The following is a 25,849-nucleotide window of genomic DNA, read 5'->3' as shown; positions in this document are numbered from 1 at the left end:
ATGGAAACATGTTATAATCATAAGCGGGAGTGATGATTATGGAATGTAAGATCTATCGCAGTGAAGATCAGAAGACATCCCGCTGGACCGGGGGGAAAACCACACAGCTTGCGATCTACCCGCAGGACGGGGACTATCTGGAGCGTCGGTTCGTGTGGCGGCTCAGCTCCGCGACTTGTGAACTTGATGAGTCAGCGTTCTCCAAACTTCCGGATTTTGATCGGACGCTGATCGTTCTCAAGGGGAGCGTTGTACTCGCCCACGAGGGAGTCCGGGTTGCCAGGCTGGCAGAACTGGAGCAGGATTCTTTCGATGGTGGTTACAGGACCAAGAGTTTCGGCAAGATCACAGATTACAACCTGATGGTTCGCAAGGGGAACAAGGGGAGTGCCAGGGTGATCCCTCTTGTTTCGGAGAGTACCAAGTTAGAATATGACGATTGCGGCAGATACCAGATGGGGACCCAGGCGATCTTTGTGCGGGAAGGATTTGCCACCGTGAGCATCGACAAGGAAACCCTCATGGTACAGGCCGGGGAACAGCTGGTGATCAATTACGATCGCAGAGAGCGTCCCTATATCCGCATTATGGGAGAGGGAACTGCGGTACACTGCAGCATTTACTACAACTATGAACAGGGGCAGATGGGTCCGACAGTGATCGAGTCCAAGCCGGCTACGCTGGCGGATTTCCGGGAGTGCGTGTTCATAGCGAACACCCAGTATCGGTTCTCCAAGTATACCAACAAGAAGCTTAAGAGGCTGTGGTATGATGAGGAACTGCAGGATGGGATCAGGAAGATCAATCGATTCTATCTGGCGGATTTGGCCTACTGTCTGGAGGTGTTGCTCCTCATCGCACTGTGCGCCGCTGTGCACCTGCGAGGTGTTGAGTGGGTCATTGCCCTTTGTCTGGTGACCTTGTTGCATCTTCTGTTGATCAGCCCGCTGATGTATTTCCTGGTGGTGCCCAAGCCGGTAGCCGCCCACATGAAAGACATCGACAAGCTGACCCCTTATGAGCAGGAACGCCGGGCTTATGAACTGGGACGCAATGAGCGAGTGGAGAAGATTCTGGGGAGATATAAGTTCTCCGGAACGGACACCTATGACGAGGATGGAAACCGTACCGATGATTACCGTGCGAAGAAATGGTAACTACAGAGGTAATTGTTGGATGAAAAAAGAGGCTGTGAAAGCCTCTTTTTTGACAGAATTGATTACGCCTCGGCAACCTCCGGCTGCTCGGATGTGCAGTGTGGGCATCTGGTAGCCTCGATGTCGATCTCGCTCTTGCAGAAGGGGCAGACCTTGGTGGTAGGAGCTTCCTCTTCCTCCTGCTTCTTGACGTTGTTCATGGCCTTGTTGATTGCCTTCAGCATCAGGAACAGGACGAAAGCTACAATCAGGAAATCGATGACTGCCTGGATGAATGCACCGTAGCCGATCTTGGCTTCACCGATGGTGATGGCCAGCTTGGCGAAGTTCTGACCGCCGCAGATGGCGCCGATGATCGGTGTGATGATTTTGTCTACCAATGCAGTGATGATGGCTCCGAACGCTCCTCCGATGATGACACCGATGGCCATGTCCATCACGTTGCCGCGCATTGCAAATTCCTTGAATTCATTGATAAAACTCTTCATAATTAACGCCTCCATATAATAAATATTTAATCATTGCTGCCCTCTATTATATATGGAAATCTCACTTGTAGCAAGGGGAGGATCGGAAAAAGGTAGCAAAAAATAGAGAAAGAGAGTAGAATAATTAAAAACTGAAAGGACGATGGTATGAAAAGGGAATTGATGGCGACAGCGACATTTGGTCTGGAGGCCTGCGTCAAGCGGGAGATCCAGGCATTGGGGTATGAGATCATCGGCACGGAGAACGGACACGTGGCCTTCCTGGGGGACGAGCGGGCGATTGCTCGTTGCAATCTGTGGCTTCGGTGTGCGGACCGGGTGCTGCTGGTGATGGGACAATTCCCGGCGGAGACGTTCGAGGATCTGTTCCAGCAGACCAAGGGGATCGCATGGGAGGAACTGATCCCACCGGATGGAAAGTTTACGGTGATCGGCTCCTCGGTGAAATCCCGGCTCCATAGCGTCCCTGCCTGCCAGAGCATCGTGAAAAAGGCGGTGGCGGAACGCCTGGGCGAATGCTATGGCATGGACGTGCTCCCGGAAACAGGCGCGGAGCACCGCATCAAGGTATCCCTTCTGAAGGACAAAGCCTTGCTCACCGTGGATACAAGTGGTACCGCGCTGCACAAGCGAGGATACCGGGAAGCTGACGTGGCCGCCCCTATCAAGGAAACCATGGCGGCCGCCCTAATCCAGTTGTCTTTCTGGAAACCGGGCCGTGTCCTTTTGGACCCCTGCTGCGGCAGCGGCACGATTCCGATCGAGGCAGCACTGATAGGGCGTAACATCGCTCCGGGATTGTCTCGGCATTTTGCGGCAGAGGACTGGGACTTGATGGATTCGTCCATCTGGAAGGAGGAGAGGCGAGCAGCCTACGCCGCCATCCAAACGGAAACGCCGCTGGAGATCTACGCCTCCGACATCGACCCAAGGGCGGCGGCGGCCACACGCACCAATGCCGCCGCCGCTGGTGTGGAGGACTGCATCCGCTTCTCCCGTGCTGACCTGTCTCTCAGGGAGAATCTGCCGGAAGAGGGCGGGATTATGATCAGCAACCTGCCCTATGGAAAGCGCATCGGGTCAGAAACGGGGATCCAGAAAGTCTACAAGATCCTGAGCAGACTGATGAAGGAATCGCCGCGATGGTCTTTCTTCCTCCTAACCTCGGACAAGGGGCTGGAGAAGGCCCTCCGCCGAAAGGCAGACCGGCGCCGCAAGCTCTTCAACGGCAACATCGAGACCACCTATTACCAGTACCATGGAAAGAGGTAGTGTGTCTGAGTGTGTCAAAGGGGACGGTTCTTATTGACACACCTTCACACCCCATTGGCCTGCTCGTTGAGATCTCGGACAAAAAGCGTCAGGCTGTCCCGTAGATCCTTTCCCTCTGTCTTCAATACGATGATCTCCAGGCGAGAGCCTTTTCGCAGGTAGAGGTACTGCTCGGCATCCTCATATTCCTGATAGTAGCCGGCGTAGTCGACTCCGGCACATGGGATGCGGATAGAATCTGGGTCTGTGGTCTCATTCAGCCAGTCGTTTTGCCTGATCTCCTCTTCCATATACTTACGGGCGATGGTCTTCGAGCGAGCTTCGTAGTATTGAGCGGCATAGTAGTATTTGGTGGATAACCTTGTATCGTCGAAGGGGAGGTGTTCGACCGATCTGCCCGCATAATAAATGCGGCGAGCATCGTGAAACAAGATCGACCGGCGCGTATCGCCCCAATAATCAGTAAACTGGGTGTAGACAGCGTCATCCTTGCGCTTGCGATATTCCTCGTGCAGGGGTTTGTTGAACTCTGCAAGGGTCACCGGGTGGGGGGATTGCCAGTTAAGAGGATCTTTGTGCCACAGGCTGGAGTTGTCCAGTGCCACGACTGCCAGCGACAGCAACAGCATCAGTACCAGAGAAATCATGAGAACATTGCCGGCGTGCAGTGTTTTCCTGTAGGGCACATCGTGACGATAGTGTCTTCGCCGAAGCAGGTACAAAGCCCTGATTATCTGATAACTGGTAAACAGCCAGAAAACCGCCACGATGACCAGTGACAGAAGAAACAGTGGGAATAAAGGCTCATTCAACAGGTGAAGAGGGCCGGTGGTTATATCTTTGCCGATTCCATAAATGAAAGTGTTCCAGAGGTAGGAAAGATAAAGGACCAGCCAGAATACCAGGTTGAGAAAGAATCCTCGCGAGCGCTTTCGAAAACTGACATCGTCGGAGAAAAACTCCGGAGCGTTCGAATCATCGCTACAAAACATGTTGACGCCATTCCAATGGCTGACGAAATGCCAGCCGCACTCTTCGTAAATACTCTTCTCTTCCTCTTCTATCTCCCCGTCAAACTGAAGGGCAGCACGATAACGGCGTGCTGGTATGGGTTGCTCCGTGGGCTCAGCGCGTCGAAACCTGGCTCTGAAGGGACCAAAGTCCTCCAGATACCAGCCCTTGGAGGCCATATCGGTGAACCAGGACTCCAGCCGATCGAAGCTCCAGGAACCCAGCAGTTTCAGCTTCCATAGTGTGTTGCTGTCTCGTTTTCTCATTCCATATCCTTTCTGACCTAAGTGTGTCAAAGGGGACGGTTCTTTTCGACACATTCGGGTGTGTCAAAAAGAACCGTCCCCTTTGACACACCTTGCATCCCGGAGGCACTGCTCCAGACGAAAGATCTCATTCAGATAGATCTGTCTGCCTTTCTCTGTTATCGCATAGGTGATCCGCCGGCCCGTTCGTCCGGTCTCATGGATCAGATCGTTCTTCTGAAAACTGCCCAGAAGGGTGTAGAGTGTACCAGGTCCGATGCGGACGCGGCCCGCGGTCAGTTCTGTGACGCGAGCCGCGATCTCCGCTCCGCACATGTCCTGCTGGTAGAAACAGAGAAGCACATAGAACATAGGCTCCGTCAGATTGTCAAAAGTCTTCTTGGGCATGATGGTATCCCCTTATAATATCGATGGTCGATATTTTCTGCTATCATTATAATATCGATGGTCGATATTGTCAAGTGGAACAAGAAAGGATGGTTTTGTGTTTAGGAAATGTGTCAAAAAGAACCGTCCCCTTTGACACACTTTGACACTTTGGGGCTGGGAAGTGGTATAATAACGATATGAGGATCAAGATTGACAGAAAAAGCAGACAGCCGATGTACTGGCAGATCGCGGACGCTATCAAGCGGGCGATCCTGAACGGAGAACTGGCAGACGGTGTAGTGCTCCCATCGGAGCGAGGACTGGCAGGGCAGCTTGAGGTGCATCGAAACACAGTGATCAGGGCGTACCACTGCCTGGAGGAGATGGAATTGGTCGTGGCCCGGCAGGGGGTCGGTTACATGGTGGCGCGAGGGACGGAGCATCACTGGGGAGACGCCGCCCACCAGGCGGTAGCACCGCGGAGGGGATGGAAGCAGGTACATTTCTCGGGAGAGGAGCCCGCAGAAGAGCACGATCGATCTAGCGAAGAAGTGAGCCGCAGCAATGTGCGTGCAGCAGGAAGCGGGAGACATAGGTCACGTCCCCGTCCAGTGAACTGGCGCCACATGATCAAGGATGACTACCTGGACATGAAGGAAGAATTTGATGCCATCTTCAGCAAGTTCTATGAAGGAGAGGGGATCTCCTTCTCTGCAGGGATGCCGCCTTTTGTGTACACCGAGGAGGAACTGGCTACGGATATTGCGGACCTGCTGAAGGAGAGTGAGATGCTCCCTGCGTACGCAGCGCCGTATCAGGGAGATCCGGACCTCCGTAAGCAGTGCAGAGAATTTCTTCGCACCAAGGGGATACGTTGCAAGGCCTCCGAGATCCAGGTGCTGTCGGAGACCAACCAGGTACTGGATTTCATCGTGACAACGCTGCTGGAACCAGGCGACTGCGTGATCATCGAGGAGCCGTGCTCCCCGGATGTGTACCGGGGGATCGAGCTTGCCGGGTGCTTCCCCATCACCATGCCGGTAGACGGGGACGGCATGATGACAGAGGGACTGGCGGATATCGTAGAGAAGAGGCGTCCCAAGTTTATCTACGTCAACTCCAGTTATCAGGATCCCACCGGGAATGTCATGACGGTGGAGCGGCGTCGAAACCTGCTGGATGTTTCCGCGCGTTTTGGGGTGCCCATCATCGAGGAGGATGGGGCATCCGAGCTCTACTACGAAGACAGCGAGTTTCCCACGCTCAAGTCCATGGATGAACATAATAACGTGGTCTATATTTATTCTTTCGCGCTCACGTTTGTGCCGGGGATATCTGTGGCGGTGGTGGTGGGAGACCCGGTGCTCATACATGCCATGCAGTATCTGGTGTCCGTTCGGGTCATCTCCATCGGCTGGCTCACCCAGCGACTGGTGGCCAGATATCTGAAGAATGGGAAGTACCGGGCGAAGATCGATGAGATGGTGGTCCACAACCGGCAGAACAGGGATATCATGTGCGCGGCACTGGACGAGCTTAGGGATATCGGTGTAGAGTATACCAAACCTCGTGGTGGTGTTTATATCTGGGTGAAACTCCCGGACGGATTGGATGCGGAGCAGGTCGTACGCCGAGCGGCGAAGGAAAAGCTTGCGGTGGTCCCAGGGAATGTATTCTATCCCCTTCGCAATGCGGGACGGGATCATGTCCGCCTCAACTACTCCTATGAGTCCACGGAGTGGCTCCTCGAGGGAGTGCACCGATTCACAAAGCTCCTTCGGACGATGTATATGGAATCGGTGAATCTTTTTGAATATATCTGATAAATCGAGTACTGGTACCTTGAATTAATAGAGTACTGGTACTTTTTATTTCTGCCTAAATGATATAGAATAAAAGTGTCAATAACGATAGCAATACAGGTACGTTACAACCATTCTGTAATGAGAAAAGGAGAGATTCATTATGGCAGTTAATCTGAAGGGTAGACATTTTCTGACACTCATGGACTTTACACCGGCTGAGATCCGCTACATGCTGGACCTGGCTCACGACCTGAAGGCAAAGAAAAGAGCCGGTATCGTGAACCACGTGCTGAAGGGCAAGAACATCGTTCTGCTGTTTGAGAAGACTTCCACCAGAACCAGATGCGCGTTCGAGGTAGCCGCTATGGATGAGGGTGCCGGTGTCACCTTCCTGGACAGCAAGAGCTCCCAGATGGGCAAGAAGGAAACCATCGCAGATACCGCCAAGGTTCTGGGTAGATTCTACGATGGAATCGAGTACAGAGGCTTCAAGCAGAGCGTTGTTGAAGAGCTGGCTGAGAACGCTGGTGTTCCTGTCTGGAACGGCCTGACCGACGTTGACCACCCGACCCAGATCCTGGCTGACATGCTCACCATCGAGGAGCACTGCGCGAAGCCGCTGAACAAGGTGAAGATCGTCTTCTCCGGAGACGTCAGAAACAACATGTCCTATGCATGGATGTACGGTGCTGCCAAGATGGGCATGCACTACGTGGCTTATGGTCCGAAGGAACTGGCTGCAGAGATCGACATGGAGAAGGTGGAGGCTGCTCGTGCCATCGCTGAGGAGAACGGCGGATGCATCGAGATTAGCAGCGATCCTGAGTGCCTGAAGGGCGCAGATGCTATCTACGCAGACGTTTGGGCTTCCATGGGCGAAGAGGCTGAGATTCCTGAGAGAGTCAGACTGCTGACCCCGTTCAAGGTCACCAGAGAGATGATCGAGGCGACCGGCAACCCGGATTGCCTGTTCCTGCACTGCCTGCCTTCCTTCCATGATTTCGACACCACCATGGCATCAGAGCAGAAAGAGCAGGGCTATGACATCCGCGAGGTCACCGATGAGGTATTCCTGAGCAGAAACAGTGTGGTATTCGACGAGGCTGAGAACAGAATGCACACCATCAAGGCTGTGATCGTAGCCACCATCGGCTAATCGAATCGAAACGCAAGTTGCGCAGAAGGTTTTCTGCAGGCAAGCAAGGAGGATTATTATGTATCCCGGAATCCATAACTATTCAGAAATCGGCAAACTGAACAAGGTTTTGCTGCATCGCATTGGCAAGGAAGTGGAAGGTCTGGTACCTGACAACTTCGAGAGACTTCTGTTCGACGACATCCCGTTCCTGGAGGTTGCGCAGAAGGAGCACGACCGCTTCGCGGAAGTGCTGAGAGAGAATGGCGTAGAGGTCGTCTACTATGTAGAAGAGACCGCAAAGGCCATCGCAGACCCGCAGGTCAAGAAAGCATTCCTGAACGACATTCTGGATGAGAGCAATCTGAACTCCCAGGCGGTCAGAGAGGCCATCTTTAACTATCTGTTCGAGATGCCGGCCGAGGAAATGGTCGCCAAGATCATCGCCGGTGTCCGCAAGACAGATATTGAGAACGTGGCTTCCACCAACCTGGCAGACATGATCTCTTCGGCATATCCGTTCTACATGGATCCTATGCCGAACCTGTACTTCACCAGAGATCCCGGTGCCTGTGTAGGCAACGGTCTGAATGTACACCATATGAGCACCGCTACCAGGAGACGCGAGTGCCTGCTGCTTCAGTACATGCTGAAATACAACAAGGACTTCGCTCCAGAAGGAACCCAGCAGTGGTACGACTACAACGATCCCGCTTCCATCGAGGGCGGAGACGTTCTGGTCCTGAACGCTGAGACCGTGGCCATCGGCCTGTCCCAGAGAACCACCGCCATCGGCATCGAGAAGCTGGCGGAGAACCTGCTGCACAAGTCCACCTTCAAGAGAGTGCTGGTGTTCGATATTCCCAAGAGCAGAGCATTCATGCACCTGGATACCGTATTTACCATGGTTGACTTTGACAAGTTCACCATCCACCCGGAGATCGAAGGACCGCTTCAGCTGTTCGAGATCACACTGGGACCGGACGGGAAACCGAGATTTGAGTCTGTTACTGACCAGCTTGATCGTCTGCTGGCAAGGGTATTGAACGTACCTGCTGTAGATCTGATCCGCTGCGGAGGCGATGACTTTATGGCTGCACAGAGAGAGCAGTGGAACGATGGTTCCAACACCCTTTGCATCGCACCAGCCACTGTCATCACCTACGAGCGTAACTACGTGACCAACGATCTGCTGGACAAGAAGGGCATCAAGGTCCTGACCATCCCCAGCGCAGAACTCTCCAGAGGAAGAGGCGGCCCGCGCTGCATGAGCTGTCCGGTCAACAGAGACGACCTGTAATACGTGCACAAAGCCTTCCCCTCGCTGTCTTTTGCAGCGAGGGATACTTACGGAAATCCCTACTATTAGATGAGAAATGGAGAAGAAACAATGGCAGAGAAAATCGTAATCGCACTGGGCGGAAATGCGCTGCAGTCCGGTAAGGGCGAGGCTACCGCAGAAGCCCAGCTTAACGTAGTAAAGAAAACCTGTGAACATCTGGCTGACATCAGCGAGAAGGGCTATGAGATCGGTATCGTTCACGGCAACGGTCCTCAGGTTGGCCGCATCCTGCTGGCTTCCGAGACCGCCAAGGACGTGACTCCGGCGATGCCTTTCGACGTCTGCGGTGCTATGTCTCAGGGCTACATCGGCTATCACATTCAGGAGGCCCTGAAATACGCCCTGTCCAAGCGCAACAGAAACGTCCCGGTGGCCACCATCGTGACCCAGGTCGTGGTCGAGAAGCAGGACCCTGCTTTCCAGAACCCCACCAAGCCCATCGGTCCTTTCTATACCGAGGAAGAAGCTAAGGTTCTGCAGGAGGAGAAGGGCTACACCATGAAGGAAGATGCCGGAAGAGGCTGGAGAAGAGTGGTTCCTTCCCCCATGCCGCGTAAGATCGTTGAAATCGATGCGATCCGCAAGCTGTGGCCTTCCACCATCACCGTTTCCGTCGGCGGAGGCGGCATCCCGGTCGTTGAGAACCCGGATGGTACCCTGGAGGGCATCGCAGCCGTGATCGACAAGGACTTCGGTGCTGAGCTGCTGGCCGAGAAGGTCGAAGCAGATGTTCTCATGATCCTCACTGAGGTGGAGAAGGTCGCCATCAACTTCAACAAGCCCAACCAGGAGAACCTGTCCAACCTGACACTGGAGGACGCTGCCCGCTACATCGAGGAGGGACAGTTCGCCCCGGGAAGCATGCTGCCGAAGGTAGAGGCTGCCATGAAGTTCGTCAGAAAGTACCCGAACAAGAAGGCGATCATCACCTCTCTTGACAAAGCTGTAGAAGCTCTGGAAGGGAAGACCGGTACTACGATCACCTTCGCATAACTGAATACTCTTATAATGACAACGGCGGCAACAAGGCATACAGTGTTGCCGCCATTTCTTTACTGCGAAGAGGGGTTGGTGATGATGCTTTTTTCGTGTTTCCTTATAGATATTCCCTTGACGGGCTTTTAAATATATTATATATTATATACAAATATTAGTGAAAAATGACCGGTTCACCGGCAAGCACATAACGAGGATACAAGGAGGTATCGAGCATGTTTACAAGAGCGATTACCAGAAAACCCTGCAGGGCTTTGATCGATGGGATTTCTACTGCCATGTTTGGTGAGGGTAAGCCGGATTACGAGGCAGCCATCGCCCAGCACGCAGCGTACGTGGAGACGCTGAAGGGTCTGGGCCTGGATGTGACCGTACTGGAAGGGGACGAACGTTTTCCGGATTCCTGCTTTGTGGAGGATCCTGCGGTCGTTATGGAAGAGTGTGCCATCGTTACCAACCCTGCCACCGACTCCAGAAGAGATGAAAAGATCGAGATGGAGGAGGTCCTGAAGAGATTCTATGAGGAGGACAGAGTTTTCCACATCGAGGCACCGGGCACCATGGAGGGTGGCGATGTTATGCTGGTGGACAGGCACTTCTACGTCGGGATGTCCGACAGGACCAACGAAGAGGCTTTCCGTCAGTTCGCAGAGATCGTTGGCCAGTTCGGATACGAAGCTACAGCGGTTCCTGTGACCGAGGGACTGCATCTGAAGGATTTTGTGATTTACCTGGACAATGGACAGATGCTGGTTTCCGCCGCCATGAACGAGCAGCCGGCCTTTGCGGAGTATGAGCGCTACGTCATCGATCAGGATGAGCTGTACGCTATCAACAGCATGAACATCAATGGTACGGTGCTGGTTCCCAAAGGGTTCCCCAAGACCGCAGCCCTGATCGAGAAACTGGGCTATCCCATCAAACTGATGGATACCAATGAATTTCGTCTGATCGACGGCAGTCTCACCTGCCTGTCTCTTAGATTCTAATGCAACTAGGGAGGTTTTTATCATGAAAAAATTCAACAATGTCATCGTCAGAAGACCGTGCAAGGCAGTTTGTGACGGGATCACTTCCGCACCGGAGCTGGGACAGCCTATCTATGAGAAGGCTCTGGAGCAGCACGACGCGTACATCGAGGCTCTGAAGAAGTGCGGTGTGGACGTCACCGTCCTTCCGGCTGACGAGAGATATCCGGACTCTTGCTTTGTGGAGGATCCTGCGCTGATCACCAGAGCTTGCGCCATCATCACCAACCCGGGCGCAGAGTCCAGAAACGGTGAGAAGAACGAGATCATCGATGCCGTGAAGAAGTTCTTCCCGGAAGACAAGATCGAGTACATCAAGGACCCCGGCACCCTGGAGGGCGGCGATGTCATGATGGTAGATGACACTTTCTATGTAGGTCTGTCCGCAAGAACCAACAAGGAAGGTATCCGCCAGCTGACAGAGATCCTGAACAAGTACGGCATGGAATGCGTTGAGGTTCCTCTGGAGAAGGTGCTGCACCTGAAGACCGGTGTAAACTATCTGGAGCACAACAACATGCTGGTTGCCGGCGAGTTCGTCACCAAGCCGGTGTTCGAGAAATACAACAGAGTCGAGGTTCCGGAAGAGGAAGCTTACGGCGCCAACTGCATCTGGGTCAACGAGACTGTCATCGTTCCGGAAGGCTATCCTTCTGTACTGAAGGCTGTACAGGATCTGGGTTATGAGACTCTGATCGTTGACACATCTGAATTCAGAAAGATCGATGGAGGACTTTCCTGCCTGTCCCTGCGTTTTTGGGCTGAGTAACGTATGTCCCATGTCTGCGCCGGTGGCCCTGGCTGCCGGCCGGACTGATCTTGATCGAAATTATTTGAGAGGTTGTAAAAAGAATGGAAAATAATACAAACGAAGCAAACCTGAATCAGGAACGTTCACTTGGCCTGATTCCGATGGTGGCCTTCTCGGTAGGCTGCTGTCTTGCCTCCGGTGTGTTCGCCATCCCTGGCGATTTTGCCAATTCCGGAGCGTACACCCTGGCATCCTTGCTGGGCTGGCTGGTAGCTGGCGTGGGTATGCTCTCTCTGATGATGAGCTACTTCAATCTGAGTATCGCCAAGCCGGAACTGACTTCCGGTCTGTATACTTACTCCAAAGCCGGATTCGGTGAGTATGTGGGATTCAATGCGGCATGGGGCTACTGGCTTTCTGCGATCCTGGCGTACGTTACCTTCCAGGTGGGTCTGTTTGGCTCCCTGAGCGAAGTTATTCCCTGGCTGGAGAGCGGTTCTTCTATCAAGTCCCTGATCCTGGGCTCCATCATCCTATGGTTGCTGGTGCTGCTGGTACTTCGGGGCGTCAACCAGGCGGTCGTCCTGAACGTGATCATCGTCATTGCCAAGGCGCTGCCGATCCTGTTCATGGTCATCGCCGCCATCGTTGGAAACGCGTTCAGCTTTGAGACCTTCATGGCGAACTGGAATGATCCCAGCGGCACACCGGTGCTGAAGCAGGTCGTATCTACCTGTTTCGTGACCGTATGGTGCTTCATCGGAATTGAGGGTGCTGTGGTTATCTCCCACCGCGCCAAAACCACAAGAACTGCCGGTGCCGGCGCAACGATCTCTTTCCTGTGCCTGCTTGGTCTGTACTTCCTGATCTCCTTCCTGTCTATGGGAGTGGCAGATCACGATACCCTGGCCTCCTACACAGAGAACTACACCTTCTCCATGGCAGGTGTCATGGAGCAGATCGTCGGCCACTGGGGTGCTGTCCTGGTCAACGTGGCAGCCATCATCTCCATCGGTCTGGCCCTGTTCACCTATGTCATCCTCTGCGTTGACTCACTGGCAGGTCCGGCGGAGAACGACTGCTTCCCGGCGAAGTTCAACGAGCGTAACAAGAACAATGCACCGACCATGTCCATCATCGGAAGTGCAGTGGTCATTCAGGTGTTCATCGTCATCGCAACCTTCGCGAACTCTTCGTTCCAGAACTGCTACTACCTGTCCACCGTGGCTATCGTTATCCCGTACATGCTGTCCATGTTCTTCGCAGTGAAGACAGCTGTCAGGGGAGAACTGACCGTTGGACAGAGCGGGATCACCAAGGTCTTCACCTGGGCCTTTGCCCTCCTGGGCGGCGCTTATGGCTGCTGGATGTTCTACGCAACCTGTATTTCTGATCCGTATGTACTGATCGCGGCACTGCTGTTCTTCCCTGGTATCATCGTGTATGTCATCAAGCGGAAGGGAGCGGGCGAGAAGATCTTCCCCAAGACCTACGATGCGGTCATTGCAGCGGCTATGGCTGTCCTGTTCGTCGTCGCGATCTATCTGGTCGCCAGTGGCAACGAGATGGTCACAGGTATCCTGGCATAAGCACAAAGCAATATTTACCGAGTATACTGGCGCGGCCGCAATGGCCGCGCCTTGGCTGTAGTAAGGAGGAGGCATGAGTAACTATCCGAGACTGACCATTGACCTGAGAAAACTGAGGGAAAATGCATATCAGCTCCGGCAACTCTGCGACACCCGCGGTATTCAACTGGCTGGCGTGATCAAGGGGGCGAACGGACTTGTTCCCTGCGCCCGGGCGATGGCGGAAGCGGGCGTACGGTTTCTGGCGAGTTCCCGGTTGGAGCAGCTTGCCCATGTATGGGACGCGGGTATCGAAACGGAGAGGATGATGCTCCGGGTGCCCATGCTGTCGGAGGTCGATGAGGTCGTGCGACTCTGCTCCATCAGCCTTCAAAGCGATCCAGTGGTACTGGAGGCGATGGAGCAGGCAGCGGCGGCGGCCAATGTGGAGCATTCTGTGATCCTGATGGCGGATCTGGGGGACCTGCGAGAAGGCTGGTGGGACAAGGAGAGCTTTGTACAGGCGGCTTTGTGGGTGGAGAAGGACCTTCCGCATCTGCATCTGGCGGGCATCGGAACCAACCTTGGCTGCTACGGATCCATCGTGGCAACGCCGAAAAAACTGGAGGAACTTGTGGTGTTGGCGGAGCAGATCGAAGCACAGATTGGCCGACCGTTGGAGTGGATTTCCGGTGGGGCGACGACCTCTCTGCCACGGGTGGTGGAGGGGAATATGCCTGCACGCGTCAATCTGCTTCGGGTCGGCGAGGGGATCCTGCTTGCGGAGTACATGCTGGATATGGAAGGGTATGGACCTGCCTTGGAAGAACTTGGAGTACACCTTCACCGGGATGTGTTCAGTCTGGAGGCTGAGGTGATTGAGGTGAGGGACAAGCCCACCTTTCCAGTAGGGGAGATCGGCTCGGTGGATGCGTTTGGGCATACCGTGCAGTATGAGGACCGGGGGATCAGACACCGGGCGTTACTGGCCTTGGGCAAGGTGGATTACGGCGATCCTGCGGACCTGCTTCCGCGAGTATCTGGTGTAGAAGTGTTGGGGGCGTCCAGCGACCACACCATTGCAGATGTGCAGGAGGCGATGGAAGCCGGCAGCGAGATTCACACCGGTGATGTGATCTCCTTCGATCTGACCTATTCCACACTGGTGTATGCTGCCAGTTCCGAGAACGTGAAGATCGTGTTTGAATAACGCTGTTTTTGTTTCCCGGTCCAAAGGTTTGGGGAAGTCCAATCCCTGCCGTTTATCTAAAAGCTTAACGAGAAAACCCCCACTTCTGCAAGTGGAGGGATGAATCGTTCGGGATGGGCCAAAGGATGCTATACGGCTATACCCTCGAGTGTCGCTCTGCAGGAGAGCCATTTCTGAGTAAAATGCCAGGAACTTCCTGTTTCGATATTGCATAAACGGATGACATGTGATACGATAAGAACATACGTTCGGAGGTGTATCATGAAGCGTATCAGAGGATACCGGTATCGCGCATATCCAGACCGGAAACAGCAGGCGTTCTTCGCACGGACCTTTGGGGCCTGTCGTTTTGTATATAACTACTATCTTGAACAGAAGAAAACGTTTTGGGAGGAGTGTCATGACACGCTGAAATACACAGAAGAAAGCAGAGATCTGTCCCATCACCTGAAAAAGGAGGCACCATGGCTGAAAGAAGCTGACAGCATCGCGCTGCAGCAAGCCCTGAGACACCTGGAACAAGCATATGAGAACTTTTTTCAGAAGCGAGGAGGGTATCCGAAGTTCAAAAGCAAACGGCATGCTCAGAGTTACCGAACGATGAATGTAAATGGCAGCATCCGGATCGGAGGAGACCGGATCCGGGTACCGAAAGCAGGAGAAGTTAAGATCCGAAATACAAGAGTCTTTGACGGAAGGATCCTGTCGGCCACGGTATCCATGACAGCCAGCGGGAGGTATTACATCACGCTGCAGGTAGAGGAGGAGGCAGAAGTGCTTCCGAACAAAGGAGGAGAAACGGGGCTGGATGCTGGGCTGACGGTCCTGTATACTGATTCATCCGGGAAGAGCGTTCCGAACCCAAGGACACAGAAGAAGCACGAGAAGAAGATCGCAAGACTTGCGAAGAAGCTGTCGAGAAAGAAGAGAGGATCGAAGAACCGGGAGAAGGCAAGGAAGAAACTTGCGAGAGAACAGGAGAAGGTAGCAGACATCAGAAGAGACTATTTGCATAAGGAGACCTGTCGGCTGGCGAACGAGAACCAAGTCGTCTGCGTAGAGGATCTGAATGTAAAAGGGATGATGAAAAACCACAGGCTCGCCAGGTCCATCGGAGACGCGTCGTGGGGGGAGTTCTACCGGATGCTGGAATACAAGCTGGCAGATCATGGCGGGGTACTGGTGAAGGTACCGCGGACATTCCCGTCAAGCCAGCAATGTTCGTGCTGTGGAAAGAGAAACACGGGGGTCAAGGATCTTTCGGTCAGGAGATGGAAGTGCCCGGTGTGTGGAGCGCTGCATGACAGAGATGTGAATGCAGCGATCAATATACTGAAGAAAGGGAAGGAGATCCTGGCGGCATAGAGCCTCTGGGACGAAATATCGTACCGTGGGTCGCACGGGAAGTAAAGCCTGTGGAGAGAGTGTAAGACGGAGTTTCCAAGGGAACCTGCAGTTCTCGATGAAGCAGGAATCCCCCACTTCAAATACGCGTCAGTGTATTAAGTGGTGGGAGCGTTCAAGGTATAATAAGGGCAAAAGACAATTGCAGGAAAGAGGGTGTTGTTATGAGTCGTTGGATCGATCGGGGTAAGCGAGCACTTGAGATCTACCGGGAAAACAATGTTTCGGTGTATGCAGGGAATGCGACTTTGTTCATGGTGACGGCGGCGGCACCTTTTCTCATGTTGATCATCGCCATCGTCAATCTGCTCCCGGGGTATTCCCCGAAGGATGTGACGGCGGTGTTTTTTCAGTTGCTGCCGAACCTGGACTCTATTCGGGGCCTGGTTGAGTCCATGGTCGCAAACCTGAAGAGTCAGTCCGGGGGTCTGCTGGCCTCTGTTTCCGCCCTGACCACTCTCTGGTCAGCCAGCAAGGGGGTTTCTGCGATCCAGAAGGGACTGAATCAGCTGAACCAGGTGGAGGAGACGAGCAAGATACGGGGCCTCCTGAAACAGTTGGTATTTACTTTGACCCTGGTCGTGCTGTTTCCGGCACTGCTGGTGTTCGAGATGTTGGGGGATTCTATCGAAGGAATCCTGTTTGGCGCACTGGAGAAACTGGATCCAAAGGGACTGGAAGCGATGGAAGAAGGCATCAGATCCTTCTTTCACATCAGTGCTCTGGTTGTTGCGCTGCTGGCGTTTCTGGTGATCCTGCAGATCTACGCAAAGCTGCCTGCTTCCCAAAAGTCTCTGAAAAGTCAAATCCCAGGTGCGTTGTTAACAGGTGTCGGCTGGTATGCTTTTACCAGGTTATTCGCCTTCTTCATCCCGCGTTTTTACCATGCTTCCAGTCTGTACGGGTCGCTGGCTTCGCTGTTTCTGGTGCTCTTGTGGTTGCGATTCGTGATCATGATCCTCTTCGCCGGCGAAGCGCTGAATCTGGCGGTGGAAGAGGACAAAGCAAATCAATGATGAAAAAACTTGCATCCTGTGAGGAATGGACGTATAATAGATGTGTATTTTTTTGCATACGTTATAGTCTTCCGGGGTATACTCGGAGGAGAAGTTAATGGAGGATATAGCAATGAGCGACAATGAGAGAAGAGTAGGCACTGTTTCCAGAGGAATCCGTTGCCCTATCATCAGAGAGGGCGATGACCTGGTGGAGATCGTAACAGACAGCGTGTTGGGAGCAGCGGAGGCCGAGGGATTTTCACTTCGGGACAGAGATGTCATCTCCATCACAGAATCCATTGTCGCAAGATCTCAGGGGAATTATTGCAGTGTGGACGACATCGCAGAGGATGTACGCGCCAAGTTGGGGGGAGATACCATCGGTGTTATCTTCCCGATCCTGTCCAGAAACCGTTTTGCCATCTGCCTGAGAGGCATTGCCAAGGGTGCCAGAAAGGTCGTCCTGATGCTGAGTTATCCTTCGGATGAGGTGGGGAACGAGCTGGTCAGCCTGGACAAAATCGATGCTGCAGGGATCAATCCCTACAGTGATGTGCTGACCCTGGAGAAATACAGAGAACTTTTCGGAGAGAATAAGCATGAGTTCACGGGCGTTGACTATGTGGACTACTATAAGAAACTGATCGAGGATTGCGGAGCGGAGGCGGAGATCATCTTTGCCAACCATGCTCAGTCGGTACTGCCTTATGCTGATCATGTGCTGACCTGTGATATCCATACCCGCAAGCGGACCAAGCGCATCCTGAAGGATGCAGGCGCCGCCGTGGTGATGGGACTGGATGACATCATGACTGCACCGGTAGGCGGCAGCGGCTGCAATGAACGTTACGGTTTGCTGGGCTCCAACAAGTCCACGGAAGACAAGGTCAAGCTTTTCCCGCGGGAGTGCAAGGATCTGGTGTTGGATATCCAGGCGAAGATCCTGGAGAAGACTGGCAAGCATGTCGAGGTGATGGTCTATGGTGACGGCGCCTTCAAGGATCCTCAGGGAAAGATCTGGGAACTGGCTGATCCCGTGGTATCCCCGGCCTTTACAGATGGTCTGATCGGAACACCCAACGAGTTGAAACTGAAGTATCTGGCCGATAACGACTTCAGTGAGCTGTCCGGTGAGGCTCTGAAACAGGCGATCTCCGACAGCATCCGCCAGAAGGACGACAACCTGGTAGGCAACATGGCCTCTGAAGGGACTACCCCCCGTCAGCTCACCGACCTGATCGGTTCGCTCTGCGACCTGACCTCTGGTTCCGGCGACAAGGGAACACCGGTGGTATTGGTACAGGGATACTTCGATAACTACACCAACTGATTTTGAAAATGCGAAGGCTGTCTGAAGAAGACAGCCTTTTTCATATGGTAGAGACCTTAAATTTCGGGGTTCCCCTAAAACAATTCGTCTGGTATACTATATATTAGGGATTTGTGACGAGCTTACAAGCACGTCAGGAGCTTTGCTCCATTTAAATCAAAAGGGGGATACATCGTGGCACATATGATAGAGATGCGCAAGGTGTCGAAGTTTTATTCACAGAATAATACTGTCAGCACCGGATTTTCCAGGGTGAGCCTCGATCTTGACGTGGGAGATTTTGTGGTGATCACCGGAGAGAGCGGCGGGGGGAAGTCTACCCTGCTGAACGTGATCTCCGGACTGGATACCTATGAAGAGGGTGAGATGTTCGTAAACGGCGAGGACATCAGCGCCTTCACTACAGAAGAATACGAGGACTACCGGAAGACCTATATCGGGAACATCTTCCAGGACTTCAACCTGATCAACAGCTACACGGTCTATCAGAACGTGGAGCTTGTTTTGCTTCTGAACGGACATAAGGGTGGGAATCTGAAAGGTGGGATCATGAAGATCCTGGACTGGGTAGGTCTGAAGAAATACGCCAGAACCAAAGTCTCCAAGCTGTCCGGCGGGCAGAAACAGCGAGTGGCCATCGCAAGAGCGTTTGCCAAGAACTCACCGATCATCGTCGCGGACGAACCGACGGGGAATCTCGACAGTGAATCTGCGGTGAAAGTGATGGAGATCCTGGCTGCTATGGCCAGGGATAGACTGGTGATCGTGGTTACCCATAATTATGAGCAGGCAGAGCCATATGCCACCCGCAAGATCATGATGCGGGATGGAAGGATTATCGAAGACAATCGGATCCGGCCACCTTTTGTCGAGCAGGAAGGCTCCGATGACCGAGAACAAGAAAAGTCTGAGGACGCGGAAGAGAAATCGACGGCAGAAGCCATCATCGCCGCTGACAAAGCCGAGAAAGAACGCCTCCGGGAGGAGGCGCGCCTGGAACGGGAGCGTCGGGAGGAACGGCGCAGGCGGAAGAGACTGACCAGGCTTCGGAAACGTTCTCAGCTCAGACTGGGGATACGCAATGCCTTCAATCTTCCGACCAAGTTCCTGCTCCTTCTGTTCATCTATCTGTTCGTCACAGCGGCCGTGGTAGGGGTGTTTACCTCTATGCAGACGGCGCAGCACGAGCAGAACAATGTGGGCGAGGCAGAGTACTTTTTCGACTCTTCTCCGGAGCGGATCGTGCTGCGGAAGGCGGACAGGAGTGTCATCACCGATGAAGACGTGGCCTCGATCCGCAGGATGGAGCAGGTAGATCATGTGGTGCTGAACGACCTGGCGCTAGATCGGATCGCCTCTCTGGAATCTGAGAAGGTCTATGTGGAAGGGCCTGTATACAGTGTGGATATGTTGGAGGAGAAGGACCTGGCCTATGGATCGTTGCCCAGGACAGACCGGGAGATTGTCATCGGTGTGGATGACACCTCGGATTCCTACGAGACACTGAAGGACATGGGGCAGAAGATCATCGGCAAGAAGTATTACGTTACTTCTTATGATAATCAGCAGGGTGAAAGCGGCAGGATCAGTGAGAAGAAATGCATCATATCCGGCATCACCTTCAAGAAGGCAGAAGCGCAGAAGATCAGAGATTATGGATACTCCAGGTTCTACGTCAGGGAGAATCTGGCCAACAAGATGCTGATCGCCAGTGTGGCGATCTCTTCCAAGACGGAACTGAAATTCGGAGACAAGATCATCTCTGCAGGCACCGGGCAGAAGGTCTACGTGACAGATAAGCTGAAGGCCGGACAGGCGATCATACTGGATGAGGACGCCCAGTCCTATTTTGTGGAAGGAAAGGCGGTGGGGAAACCCATGCAGATCCGGGTGACCAACCACTATTTCAAGTCCAGAGGCAAGTTCACCATCGCCAAGGTCGTCACTCCCAAGACCATCAAGGAAGACCTGGGCTACAAGAGAGATGCCTACGATACCTATGTGGGCTGTGTGTTCATCAGTGCTGCCGATTATGCCAAACTCTATGACCAGGGAAATTACCAGGTCAGTGCCTTTGTGAAGGACGACAGGGACGCGCAGGACGTGGCAGGCGCCCTGAGGAAGAGCGGATATGAGGCTTTGGCCATGAAGGATATACTGGAGAATGAGACAGGTGACCTGCAGTTTGCCAGCAGAATGATCAGTGCGTGTGTGCTGATCCTGATGTTCCTGGTACTGTTCTTCATTGCTTACACGGTGATCCGGTTGATCATGCGATCCCGTAACGAGTACTTCTCCATACTGAGGATCCTGGGAGCGACCCAGAGGAACACCCGTAACATCCTGCGGATCGAGCTGCTGGTGATCATGACCATCGCGGTAGGAATCAGTTCCGGCTTCCTGGTGTTGGTGGAGAGGGGAATGATCGATCTGCCGATGTTGAAGACATATCTGAACTACGTGGAGCCGGTCCATTACGCGGTCTTGTTCCTGGTGATGCTGTTCATGTCGCTTTTGATCGCCTCGCGCTACTCCAAGCGGATCTTTTCACAGAGCGCCATGCGCGTCTACAGAGGAGGTGAGCAGGCATGATCAGACTGGAGAAGGTTGACAAGTATTTCAACAAGGGAAAGGCCAACGAGATCCATGTGATCAACAACACCACCCTGGAGCTTCCGGAATCGGGAATTGTGACGCTTCTGGGGCCATCCGGGTCCGGTAAGACCACATTGCTGAACGTGGTGGGCGGGCTGGATCGGTTCAATCGGGGCAAGATGACCATCGAGGGAAAGAGAATCGGACGGCATCGCAGCGGACGGTTCGACCGTCTCCGCAACGCCAAGATCGGATATATATTCCAGAACTTCAACTTGCTGGACGACCGTACGGTGTTTGATAACGTGGCCCTGGCGCTGCGGATGATCGGCATCCGCAACAAGAGAGTGGTACAGGAGCGCGTCAACTACTGCCTGAAGGCAGTGGGGATCTATGCTTACCGAAACAGATTGGCGGGGAGCATCTCCGGTGGACAGCGTCAGCGGGTGGCCATCGCCAGAGCGATCGTGAAGAACCCCAGAATCATCATCGCCGATGAACCTACCGGGAATCTGGATTCTGCCAATACTCTGGAGGTCATGAACATCATCAAGAGGATCTCTGAGGAAAGGCTGGTTCTCCTGGTCACCCACGAGGAGGAACTGGCAGAGTTCTACTCTGACAGGACGATCCGGATAATGGACGGCAAGGTGGTCAGCGATGTGACCAACGATACGGAAGGAAAACTGGATTATCAGTTAGAGAACAAGATTTACCTGAAGGACATGCCTTATGCGGACTATCTGGGCGCAGGCGACGTGATCGTCGATCTTTATGCGGACAGACCACGAGAGGCAGACATCAAGTTGGTTCTGCGGGGAGGCAACCTGTTCATCGATACCGGCGGAAAGTACACGGTGGTGGACGAGAACAGCGATATAGAACTGGTGGATGAGCACTACACCGCCTATGACAAGAGCTTTTTTGAGGAAAACAAGTTCGACTATAACGCTTTTTTGCCACGGCGTTACAGGGTGCGGTACAAGTCCATCTACGGACTGATCGGATCCATAGTGCGGGGATTTGGACGGATTCGGAGTTTCCGGATGCTGAAGAAACTCCTGCTGCTGGGCTTTGTGCTGGCGGCGGCCTTCATGTTCTTTGCGGTCAGCCATATCGCGGGGGTGAGGGATATCCAACGGACGGATTTCATGCAGACCAACGATCACTACATTACGGTGCCGGATCCCGGAAAGAGTGAGAAACTCCTGAAGGACATCAGCAAGATGGAAGGGGTGGAGTATGTGATCCCCGGAACCTCGGAAGTGAATTTTGTGCTTCCGCTGGATGACTACTACCAGACCACGACGCTGAATGCAGACCTGCCCGGATCGCTGGTCTCAGCAGAGACTCTGAACGAGGCCAACATCTATATGGGCAAATTGCCGGAGAAGTCCGACGAAGTTGCGGTGGATCTCAGCATCCTCACGAGGTTTCTGAGGAACAAAGCCGGGGGCGCTGTGAATCTGCACTCCTACAGACAGTTCCTGGGGAGGAGCATACGGGTGCCGAACCTGGATCCTTATGTGATCACAGCGATCGTGGACACGCAGTCGCCGTCCATCTTTGCTCAACCGGATCAGTTCACCAACATTATCGCCAACGCACCGGAGGTGCTGGAGTCGGATCAGGCGATGGGAAACAACGTGTCAGAGGTTGGGGAGGAGCTTGCGCAGGCAGTAAGGCCCTGGTCTTTGGCACCTAAGTCCGTGAAACTCAAGCAGGGCAGACTCCCCAAGGATGATTACGAGACCATCGTGAACATCGAGTTCAAGGACGACATGCCTCTGAACAAGAAGGTGGAGAAGACCATGAACGGAAAGAAGCTTACGGTAGTGGGCTACTATACCACCAACCGTTACGGGGCAGACACTTATTATGTCACAGATCACATGATCGAGCTGGACAATCTGAGTCGAAACCGCAAACTTTCCGTCTACGCAGCCGATGTGGACATGACCAAGACGGACCTGGAGATGGCGGACATCGCTTCCACTATCAACTTCGACCGGGAGCGGGCGGCCTATGTGGAGTCCATCAAAGGAAAACTGCGCACCTCGCTGGTGCTTGCAGCGGTGATCCTCCTGATCTCTCTGATCGAGATCTATCTGATGCTGCGTTCCTCCTTCCTGTCCCGGATCCGGGAGATTGGTATCCTGCGGGCAATCGGTGTCAAGAAGGGGGACATCTACCGGATGTTCGCCGGGGAGATCGTGGCGATCACACTGGTTACCTCTGTGATCGGCATCGGAGTAATGTATTACATCATGTCCAACGTGGTGAAGCTCAGTTACTATTATCAGGATATGTACATGGTGAATCCGGCCATCGCCGGCATCACGCTGGGGGCAGAGCTCCTGTTCAACCTTGTGATCGGTCTGATTCCGGTGTTCCGCACCATGCGGAAGACACCGGCGGAGATATTGAGCAGAACAGATATATGAGAAAGGGAAAGTGAAAGATGAGCAACCTGTTGAAAAGAAAGGCGGCTTCGCTGATCCTGATCATCGCAGTGGCAGCAGCCATGCTTGCAATGACGGAGACGCCATCCAGTGCCGCTTCCGGCAAGTATTGGATCAAGGTCAACAAACAGAAGTGTGTTGCCACCGTCTACAAGCATTCCGGGGGGAAGTGGAAACCGTACCGCGCCATGCTTTGTTCCGTGGGGAAGCGGAGCACACCGACACCATCGGGGACCTTCCGCCTGGGTGGAAAGTTCCGCTGGATCCGCATGGTTACCGAGGGCGTGACGACCTATGAGCAGTATACCACCCGCTTCCACGGAGAGTATTACCTGCACTCTCCCTGCTACGCCAAGCCGAAGAAGAACCGCCAGAAAGCGCATACTTACTATACCATCGGCAAGCATGTCACCCACGGATGCATCCGTTTTGCGGTGATGGATGCCAAGTGGATCTATGAGAACTGTGCCCGCGGGACCAGAGTCACCATCTACAGCAGCAGCCACGCAGGGCCGCTTGGGAAACCGGCCCCGGTGAAGTACGTGAAGAAGCACGGCCGCGCCTGGGATCCTACCGACCCTGACAAGAAGAACCCGGTCTTCCGTATGCGCAAGCCTAAGTTCACCATCAACAAGGCAACCAACGTGCTTTACGGAAAGAACTACGCTCTGCGGGCAGGGGTCAAAGTGATGAACACCAACGCCATCCAGAACCTGACCGGAAACATGAAGATCACCAAACTGACCAGGAACGGCGCCTCCATGTCCATCAAAAAATTCTCTACCAGAAGCCTGGGAGAATACAGGGTCACTTACTACATCAAGGATAAGTACTGCATCAAGAAAGGCGGCAAAGGAACGAGCCAGACCTTCACCTTCCGGGTCATCGATCAGAGCACTATCAGCGGTGTGACGAACAAAGCTCTGAACCAGGATGATAGGGCGAACCTTCTGGCTGGTGTCAGCGCCAAGGCCCTGAGCCGCGACCTGACCAGTACCATCAAGGTGACGATCACAAAACCAGATGGGTCACAGAGAATCCTGTCTGCCACAGAGGCGAAGAATTTCCTGTTTGACCAGGCGGATGCCTACAAGGTGACGTATGCTGTCACCAATCCGTACCCGAAGAAGGTGGTCAGCAAGGTGGCGACCTATACGGTGAAGGCGAAGGAAGTGGCACCGGAACCGCAGCAGCCGGAACAGCCAGAGCAGAAAGCACAGCAGCCCTCAACACAGAAGGCTCTGAAGGCGGCACCGGAAGAAACAGCACAACCTGCGACCGACCAGGGTGCGGACCAGGTGCCTGCCGCTGCGGAATCTGAGGAAACAGAATAGATATGTGCGCAAGGGTCAGGCTGGCCTGCGCACACCCAGAGAAAAAGAGGTCGCTGCATTTGCAGCGACCTCTTGCTTTGTTGATGTCGGAAAACCTTACAGATCCTCTCTGTTCACTGGGCAGACCATGCAGCGTGTGCCGCCTCTTCCGCGGGATAGTTCGGATCCCGGGATGGTGATGACCTCTACTCCCACCTTGTCCAGAATATCATTGGTGATGGTGTTCCGTCTGTATGCAATGACCTTGCCCGGAGCGATGGCCAGCAGGTTGGCGGCATCGCCCCACTGTTCTCTCTGTGCGGCGAGGAAGTCGTCTCCTCCGCAGCGCAACAGCTGGATAGCAGGCAGATCCAGAGCTTTCCTGAGCATATCAGACAGAGAATCGGTAACGGTAGTGAGTTTCGGTTCACCGCCCTTGCCTCTGGTGACGATGAACTTGTTAGGAATGTCCTCTACATCGTGGTGGATAGCGAACTTGTCCTTATCGACCATGGTCATGATGGTATCCAGATGCATGTAAGCACGGGTCTTGGGGATATCGAAAATCAGGATCTTCTCGAAATCTGTCTTGTCCAGGATGTTCTTGGCCAAAGTCTCAACACCCTTGGCGCTGGTTCTTTGAGAAAGGCCGATGGCGATGACCTTGTCGCTGAGGACGTGGATGTCGCCACCCTCTACGGAATAAGGACCGTCATAATCGTACAAAAGCTCAGCGGTGTCCTTGTAGAGATACTTGAACATCAAGGCTTCTCTTCTTCTGGTCTCTGTGCTCATATGGTGGATGGAGAGTTTGTCACCGATGAACGCCAGTGGGTCTCTGGTGAAGTACATGTTGGGCAGAGGATCCAGATAGAACGGATAGGTAGAAGTGATGATGTCGGCCAGTGTCTTGGCAGGGATTTCCTTCACATCTTCCTTCTTCAGTCCGCCGATGAGGGTGTCGACCATAGTCTTGGCGTCCAGAGACATGAGGTGCTCGGTGATCGCCTCTTTCACTCCCTCGGAATAAATATTGCTCTCACTCAAATAGTCGGCTACGAACTGTTTCCTGACGGCGTTATCAGTCAGTGCCTCTGCCATCTGGTCAGCGAAGTAGATCACGTCTACACCATTCTCGCCGAGGATCTCCACGAAACGATCGTGCTCCTCCTGTGCCACCTTCAGATACGGGATATCGTCAAAGAGCAGACGCTCGAAATTTTCCGGAACGAGTCCCTCAACCTCATGCCCGATACGGTGCATGATGACGGTATTCAGCTTTCCGATTTCGGAAAAATTATGAGCTGCTAATTTCATCTTCCATTACCTTCCTTTCCAATTGATAACAG

20 protein-coding genes are annotated in these 25,849 nt (G+C 53.6%); 16 read left to right on the top strand and 4 right to left on the bottom strand.

The features are described 5' to 3' along the window. Window positions 1-38 precede the first annotated feature (38 nt). Entirely contained in the window at window positions 39-1,157 is a 1,119-nt protein-coding gene (locus P156_RS12770; RefSeq protein WP_051600694.1) for a HutD family protein, read from the top strand. Between the two features lie 62 nt (window positions 1,158-1,219). On the opposite strand, the gene mscL is transcribed toward P156_RS12770, so the two are convergent. Continuing rightward, the gene (gene mscL / locus P156_RS0105645) at window positions 1,220-1,645 is read right to left on the bottom strand and encodes a large conductance mechanosensitive channel protein MscL (RefSeq protein WP_027869299.1); all 426 of its coding nucleotides are present in this window, start codon (window positions 1,643-1,645) and stop codon (window positions 1,220-1,222) included. Window positions 1,646-1,792: 147 nt separating this feature from the next. Here mscL and P156_RS0105640 point away from each other — a divergent pair, with 147 nt between their 5' ends. Further along, window positions 1,793-2,917: a class I SAM-dependent RNA methyltransferase gene (locus tag P156_RS0105640; protein WP_027869298.1), complete on the top strand. Its 1,125-nt coding sequence runs from the start codon at window positions 1,793-1,795 to the stop codon at window positions 2,915-2,917. 44 nt (window positions 2,918-2,961) lie between these two features. Here the strand turns inward: P156_RS0105640 and P156_RS0105635 are convergent, their stop codons facing one another. Beyond that, entirely contained in the window at window positions 2,962-4,194 is a 1,233-nt protein-coding gene (locus P156_RS0105635) for a DUF2812 domain-containing protein (RefSeq protein ID WP_027869297.1), read from the bottom strand. A 63-nt stretch (window positions 4,195-4,257) separates the two neighbouring features. Continuing rightward, complete coding sequence (locus P156_RS0105630) at window positions 4,258-4,581, bottom strand: PadR family transcriptional regulator (protein ID WP_027869296.1); 324 nt, start codon at window positions 4,579-4,581, stop codon at window positions 4,258-4,260. A 179-nt stretch (window positions 4,582-4,760) separates the two neighbouring features. Here P156_RS0105630 and P156_RS0105625 point away from each other — a divergent pair, with 179 nt between their 5' ends. The 14 genes from P156_RS0105625 (at window position 4,761) to P156_RS12760 (ending at window position 24,521) form a co-directional block, all read left to right on the top strand. Then, complete coding sequence (locus P156_RS0105625) at window positions 4,761-6,386, top strand: PLP-dependent aminotransferase family protein (protein ID WP_027869295.1); 1,626 nt, start codon at window positions 4,761-4,763, stop codon at window positions 6,384-6,386. Window positions 6,387-6,528: 142 nt separating this feature from the next. Then, entirely contained in the window at window positions 6,529-7,524 is a 996-nt protein-coding gene (gene argF / locus P156_RS0105620) for an ornithine carbamoyltransferase (protein WP_027869294.1), read from the top strand. Window positions 7,525-7,582: 58 nt separating this feature from the next. Beyond that, window positions 7,583-8,803, top strand: coding sequence for an arginine deiminase (gene arcA / locus P156_RS0105615; protein WP_027869293.1), 1,221 nt, complete (start codon window positions 7,583-7,585; stop codon window positions 8,801-8,803). Window positions 8,804-8,893: 90 nt separating this feature from the next. Next, window positions 8,894-9,838, top strand: a complete 945-nt coding sequence (gene arcC, locus P156_RS0105610; RefSeq protein WP_027869292.1) for a carbamate kinase — start codon at window positions 8,894-8,896, stop codon at window positions 9,836-9,838. 218 nt (window positions 9,839-10,056) lie between these two features. Then, on the top strand, window positions 10,057-10,830 hold the full coding sequence (locus P156_RS0105605; protein WP_027869291.1) for a dimethylarginine dimethylaminohydrolase family protein: 774 nt from the start codon (window positions 10,057-10,059) through the stop codon (window positions 10,828-10,830). A 22-nt stretch (window positions 10,831-10,852) separates the two neighbouring features. Further along, the gene (locus P156_RS0105600) at window positions 10,853-11,638 is read left to right on the top strand and encodes a dimethylarginine dimethylaminohydrolase family protein (protein WP_027869290.1); all 786 of its coding nucleotides are present in this window, start codon (window positions 10,853-10,855) and stop codon (window positions 11,636-11,638) included. A gap of 83 nt (window positions 11,639-11,721) precedes the next feature. After that, the gene (locus P156_RS11705) at window positions 11,722-13,209 is read left to right on the top strand and encodes an amino acid permease (RefSeq protein WP_051600692.1); all 1,488 of its coding nucleotides are present in this window, start codon (window positions 11,722-11,724) and stop codon (window positions 13,207-13,209) included. A 73-nt stretch (window positions 13,210-13,282) separates the two neighbouring features. Then, window positions 13,283-14,398, top strand: coding sequence for an alanine racemase (locus tag P156_RS0105590; protein WP_027869289.1), 1,116 nt, complete (start codon window positions 13,283-13,285; stop codon window positions 14,396-14,398). Window positions 14,399-14,659: 261 nt separating this feature from the next. Continuing rightward, a complete protein-coding gene (gene tnpB / locus P156_RS0105585) occupies window positions 14,660-15,763 on the top strand; it encodes an IS200/IS605 family element RNA-guided endonuclease TnpB (RefSeq protein ID WP_034802034.1) in 1,104 nt (367 codons plus the stop codon). 203 nt (window positions 15,764-15,966) lie between these two features. Beyond that, window positions 15,967-16,818: a YihY/virulence factor BrkB family protein gene (locus P156_RS0105580; RefSeq protein ID WP_027869288.1), complete on the top strand. Its 852-nt coding sequence runs from the start codon at window positions 15,967-15,969 to the stop codon at window positions 16,816-16,818. A 97-nt stretch (window positions 16,819-16,915) separates the two neighbouring features. After that, complete coding sequence (locus tag P156_RS0105575; protein ID WP_027869287.1) at window positions 16,916-18,130, top strand: coenzyme F420-0:L-glutamate ligase; 1,215 nt, start codon at window positions 16,916-16,918, stop codon at window positions 18,128-18,130. Window positions 18,131-18,313: 183 nt separating this feature from the next. Next, complete coding sequence (locus P156_RS0105570) at window positions 18,314-20,722, top strand: ATP-binding cassette domain-containing protein (protein WP_027869286.1); 2,409 nt, start codon at window positions 18,314-18,316, stop codon at window positions 20,720-20,722. Continuing rightward, the gene (locus P156_RS12765; protein ID WP_051600690.1) at window positions 20,719-23,169 is read left to right on the top strand and encodes an ABC transporter ATP-binding protein/permease; all 2,451 of its coding nucleotides are present in this window, start codon (window positions 20,719-20,721) and stop codon (window positions 23,167-23,169) included. Before P156_RS0105570 ends, P156_RS12765 begins: the two co-directional genes overlap by 4 nt. 17 nt (window positions 23,170-23,186) lie before the next feature. Continuing rightward, window positions 23,187-24,521, top strand: a complete 1,335-nt coding sequence (locus P156_RS12760) for a L,D-transpeptidase (protein ID WP_051600688.1) — start codon at window positions 23,187-23,189, stop codon at window positions 24,519-24,521. Window positions 24,522-24,617: 96 nt separating this feature from the next. Here P156_RS12760 and P156_RS0105555 read toward each other — a convergent pair whose 3' ends face one another. Next, window positions 24,618-25,817, bottom strand: coding sequence for an arginine deiminase (locus P156_RS0105555; protein WP_027869285.1), 1,200 nt, complete (start codon window positions 25,815-25,817; stop codon window positions 24,618-24,620). Between the last annotated feature and the right edge of the window lie 32 nt (window positions 25,818-25,849).

This window comes from Eubacterium sp. AB3007 (assembly GCF_000688015.1).
Taxonomy (GTDB): Bacteria; Bacillota; Clostridia; order Peptostreptococcales; family Anaerovoracaceae; genus Aminicella.
Note: the sequence above shows the minus strand (reverse complement) of the source record. Positions and strands in the feature narration are given on the sequence as shown.

Excerpts from the sequence above, each read along its gene's own strand:
- P156_RS12770 (WP_051600694.1), top strand. The coding sequence starts at position 39 with ATGGAATGTAAGATCTATCGCAGTGAAGATCAGAAGACATCCCGCTGG.
- mscL (WP_027869299.1), bottom strand. The coding sequence starts at position 1,645 with ATGAAGAGTTTTATCAATGAATTCAAGGAATTTGCAATGCGCGGCAAC.
- P156_RS0105640 (WP_027869298.1), top strand. The coding sequence starts at position 1,793 with ATGAAAAGGGAATTGATGGCGACAGCGACATTTGGTCTGGAGGCCTGC.
- P156_RS0105635 (WP_027869297.1), bottom strand. The coding sequence starts at position 4,194 with ATGAGAAAACGAGACAGCAACACACTATGGAAGCTGAAACTGCTGGGT.
- P156_RS0105630 (WP_027869296.1), bottom strand. The coding sequence starts at position 4,581 with ATGCCCAAGAAGACTTTTGACAATCTGACGGAGCCTATGTTCTATGTG.
- P156_RS0105625 (WP_027869295.1), top strand. The coding sequence starts at position 4,761 with ATGAGGATCAAGATTGACAGAAAAAGCAGACAGCCGATGTACTGGCAG.
- argF (WP_027869294.1), top strand. The coding sequence starts at position 6,529 with ATGGCAGTTAATCTGAAGGGTAGACATTTTCTGACACTCATGGACTTT.
- arcA (WP_027869293.1), top strand. The coding sequence starts at position 7,583 with ATGTATCCCGGAATCCATAACTATTCAGAAATCGGCAAACTGAACAAG.
- arcC (WP_027869292.1), top strand. The coding sequence starts at position 8,894 with ATGGCAGAGAAAATCGTAATCGCACTGGGCGGAAATGCGCTGCAGTCC.
- P156_RS0105605 (WP_027869291.1), top strand. The coding sequence starts at position 10,057 with ATGTTTACAAGAGCGATTACCAGAAAACCCTGCAGGGCTTTGATCGAT.
- P156_RS0105600 (WP_027869290.1), top strand. The coding sequence starts at position 10,853 with ATGAAAAAATTCAACAATGTCATCGTCAGAAGACCGTGCAAGGCAGTT.
- P156_RS11705 (WP_051600692.1), top strand. The coding sequence starts at position 11,722 with ATGGAAAATAATACAAACGAAGCAAACCTGAATCAGGAACGTTCACTT.
- P156_RS0105590 (WP_027869289.1), top strand. The coding sequence starts at position 13,283 with ATGAGTAACTATCCGAGACTGACCATTGACCTGAGAAAACTGAGGGAA.
- tnpB (WP_034802034.1), top strand. The coding sequence starts at position 14,660 with ATGAAGCGTATCAGAGGATACCGGTATCGCGCATATCCAGACCGGAAA.
- P156_RS0105580 (WP_027869288.1), top strand. The coding sequence starts at position 15,967 with ATGAGTCGTTGGATCGATCGGGGTAAGCGAGCACTTGAGATCTACCGG.
- P156_RS0105575 (WP_027869287.1), top strand. The coding sequence starts at position 16,916 with ATGGAGGATATAGCAATGAGCGACAATGAGAGAAGAGTAGGCACTGTT.
- P156_RS0105570 (WP_027869286.1), top strand. The coding sequence starts at position 18,314 with ATGATAGAGATGCGCAAGGTGTCGAAGTTTTATTCACAGAATAATACT.
- P156_RS12765 (WP_051600690.1), top strand. The coding sequence starts at position 20,719 with ATGATCAGACTGGAGAAGGTTGACAAGTATTTCAACAAGGGAAAGGCC.
- P156_RS12760 (WP_051600688.1), top strand. The coding sequence starts at position 23,187 with ATGAGCAACCTGTTGAAAAGAAAGGCGGCTTCGCTGATCCTGATCATC.
- P156_RS0105555 (WP_027869285.1), bottom strand. The coding sequence starts at position 25,817 with ATGAAATTAGCAGCTCATAATTTTTCCGAAATCGGAAAGCTGAATACC.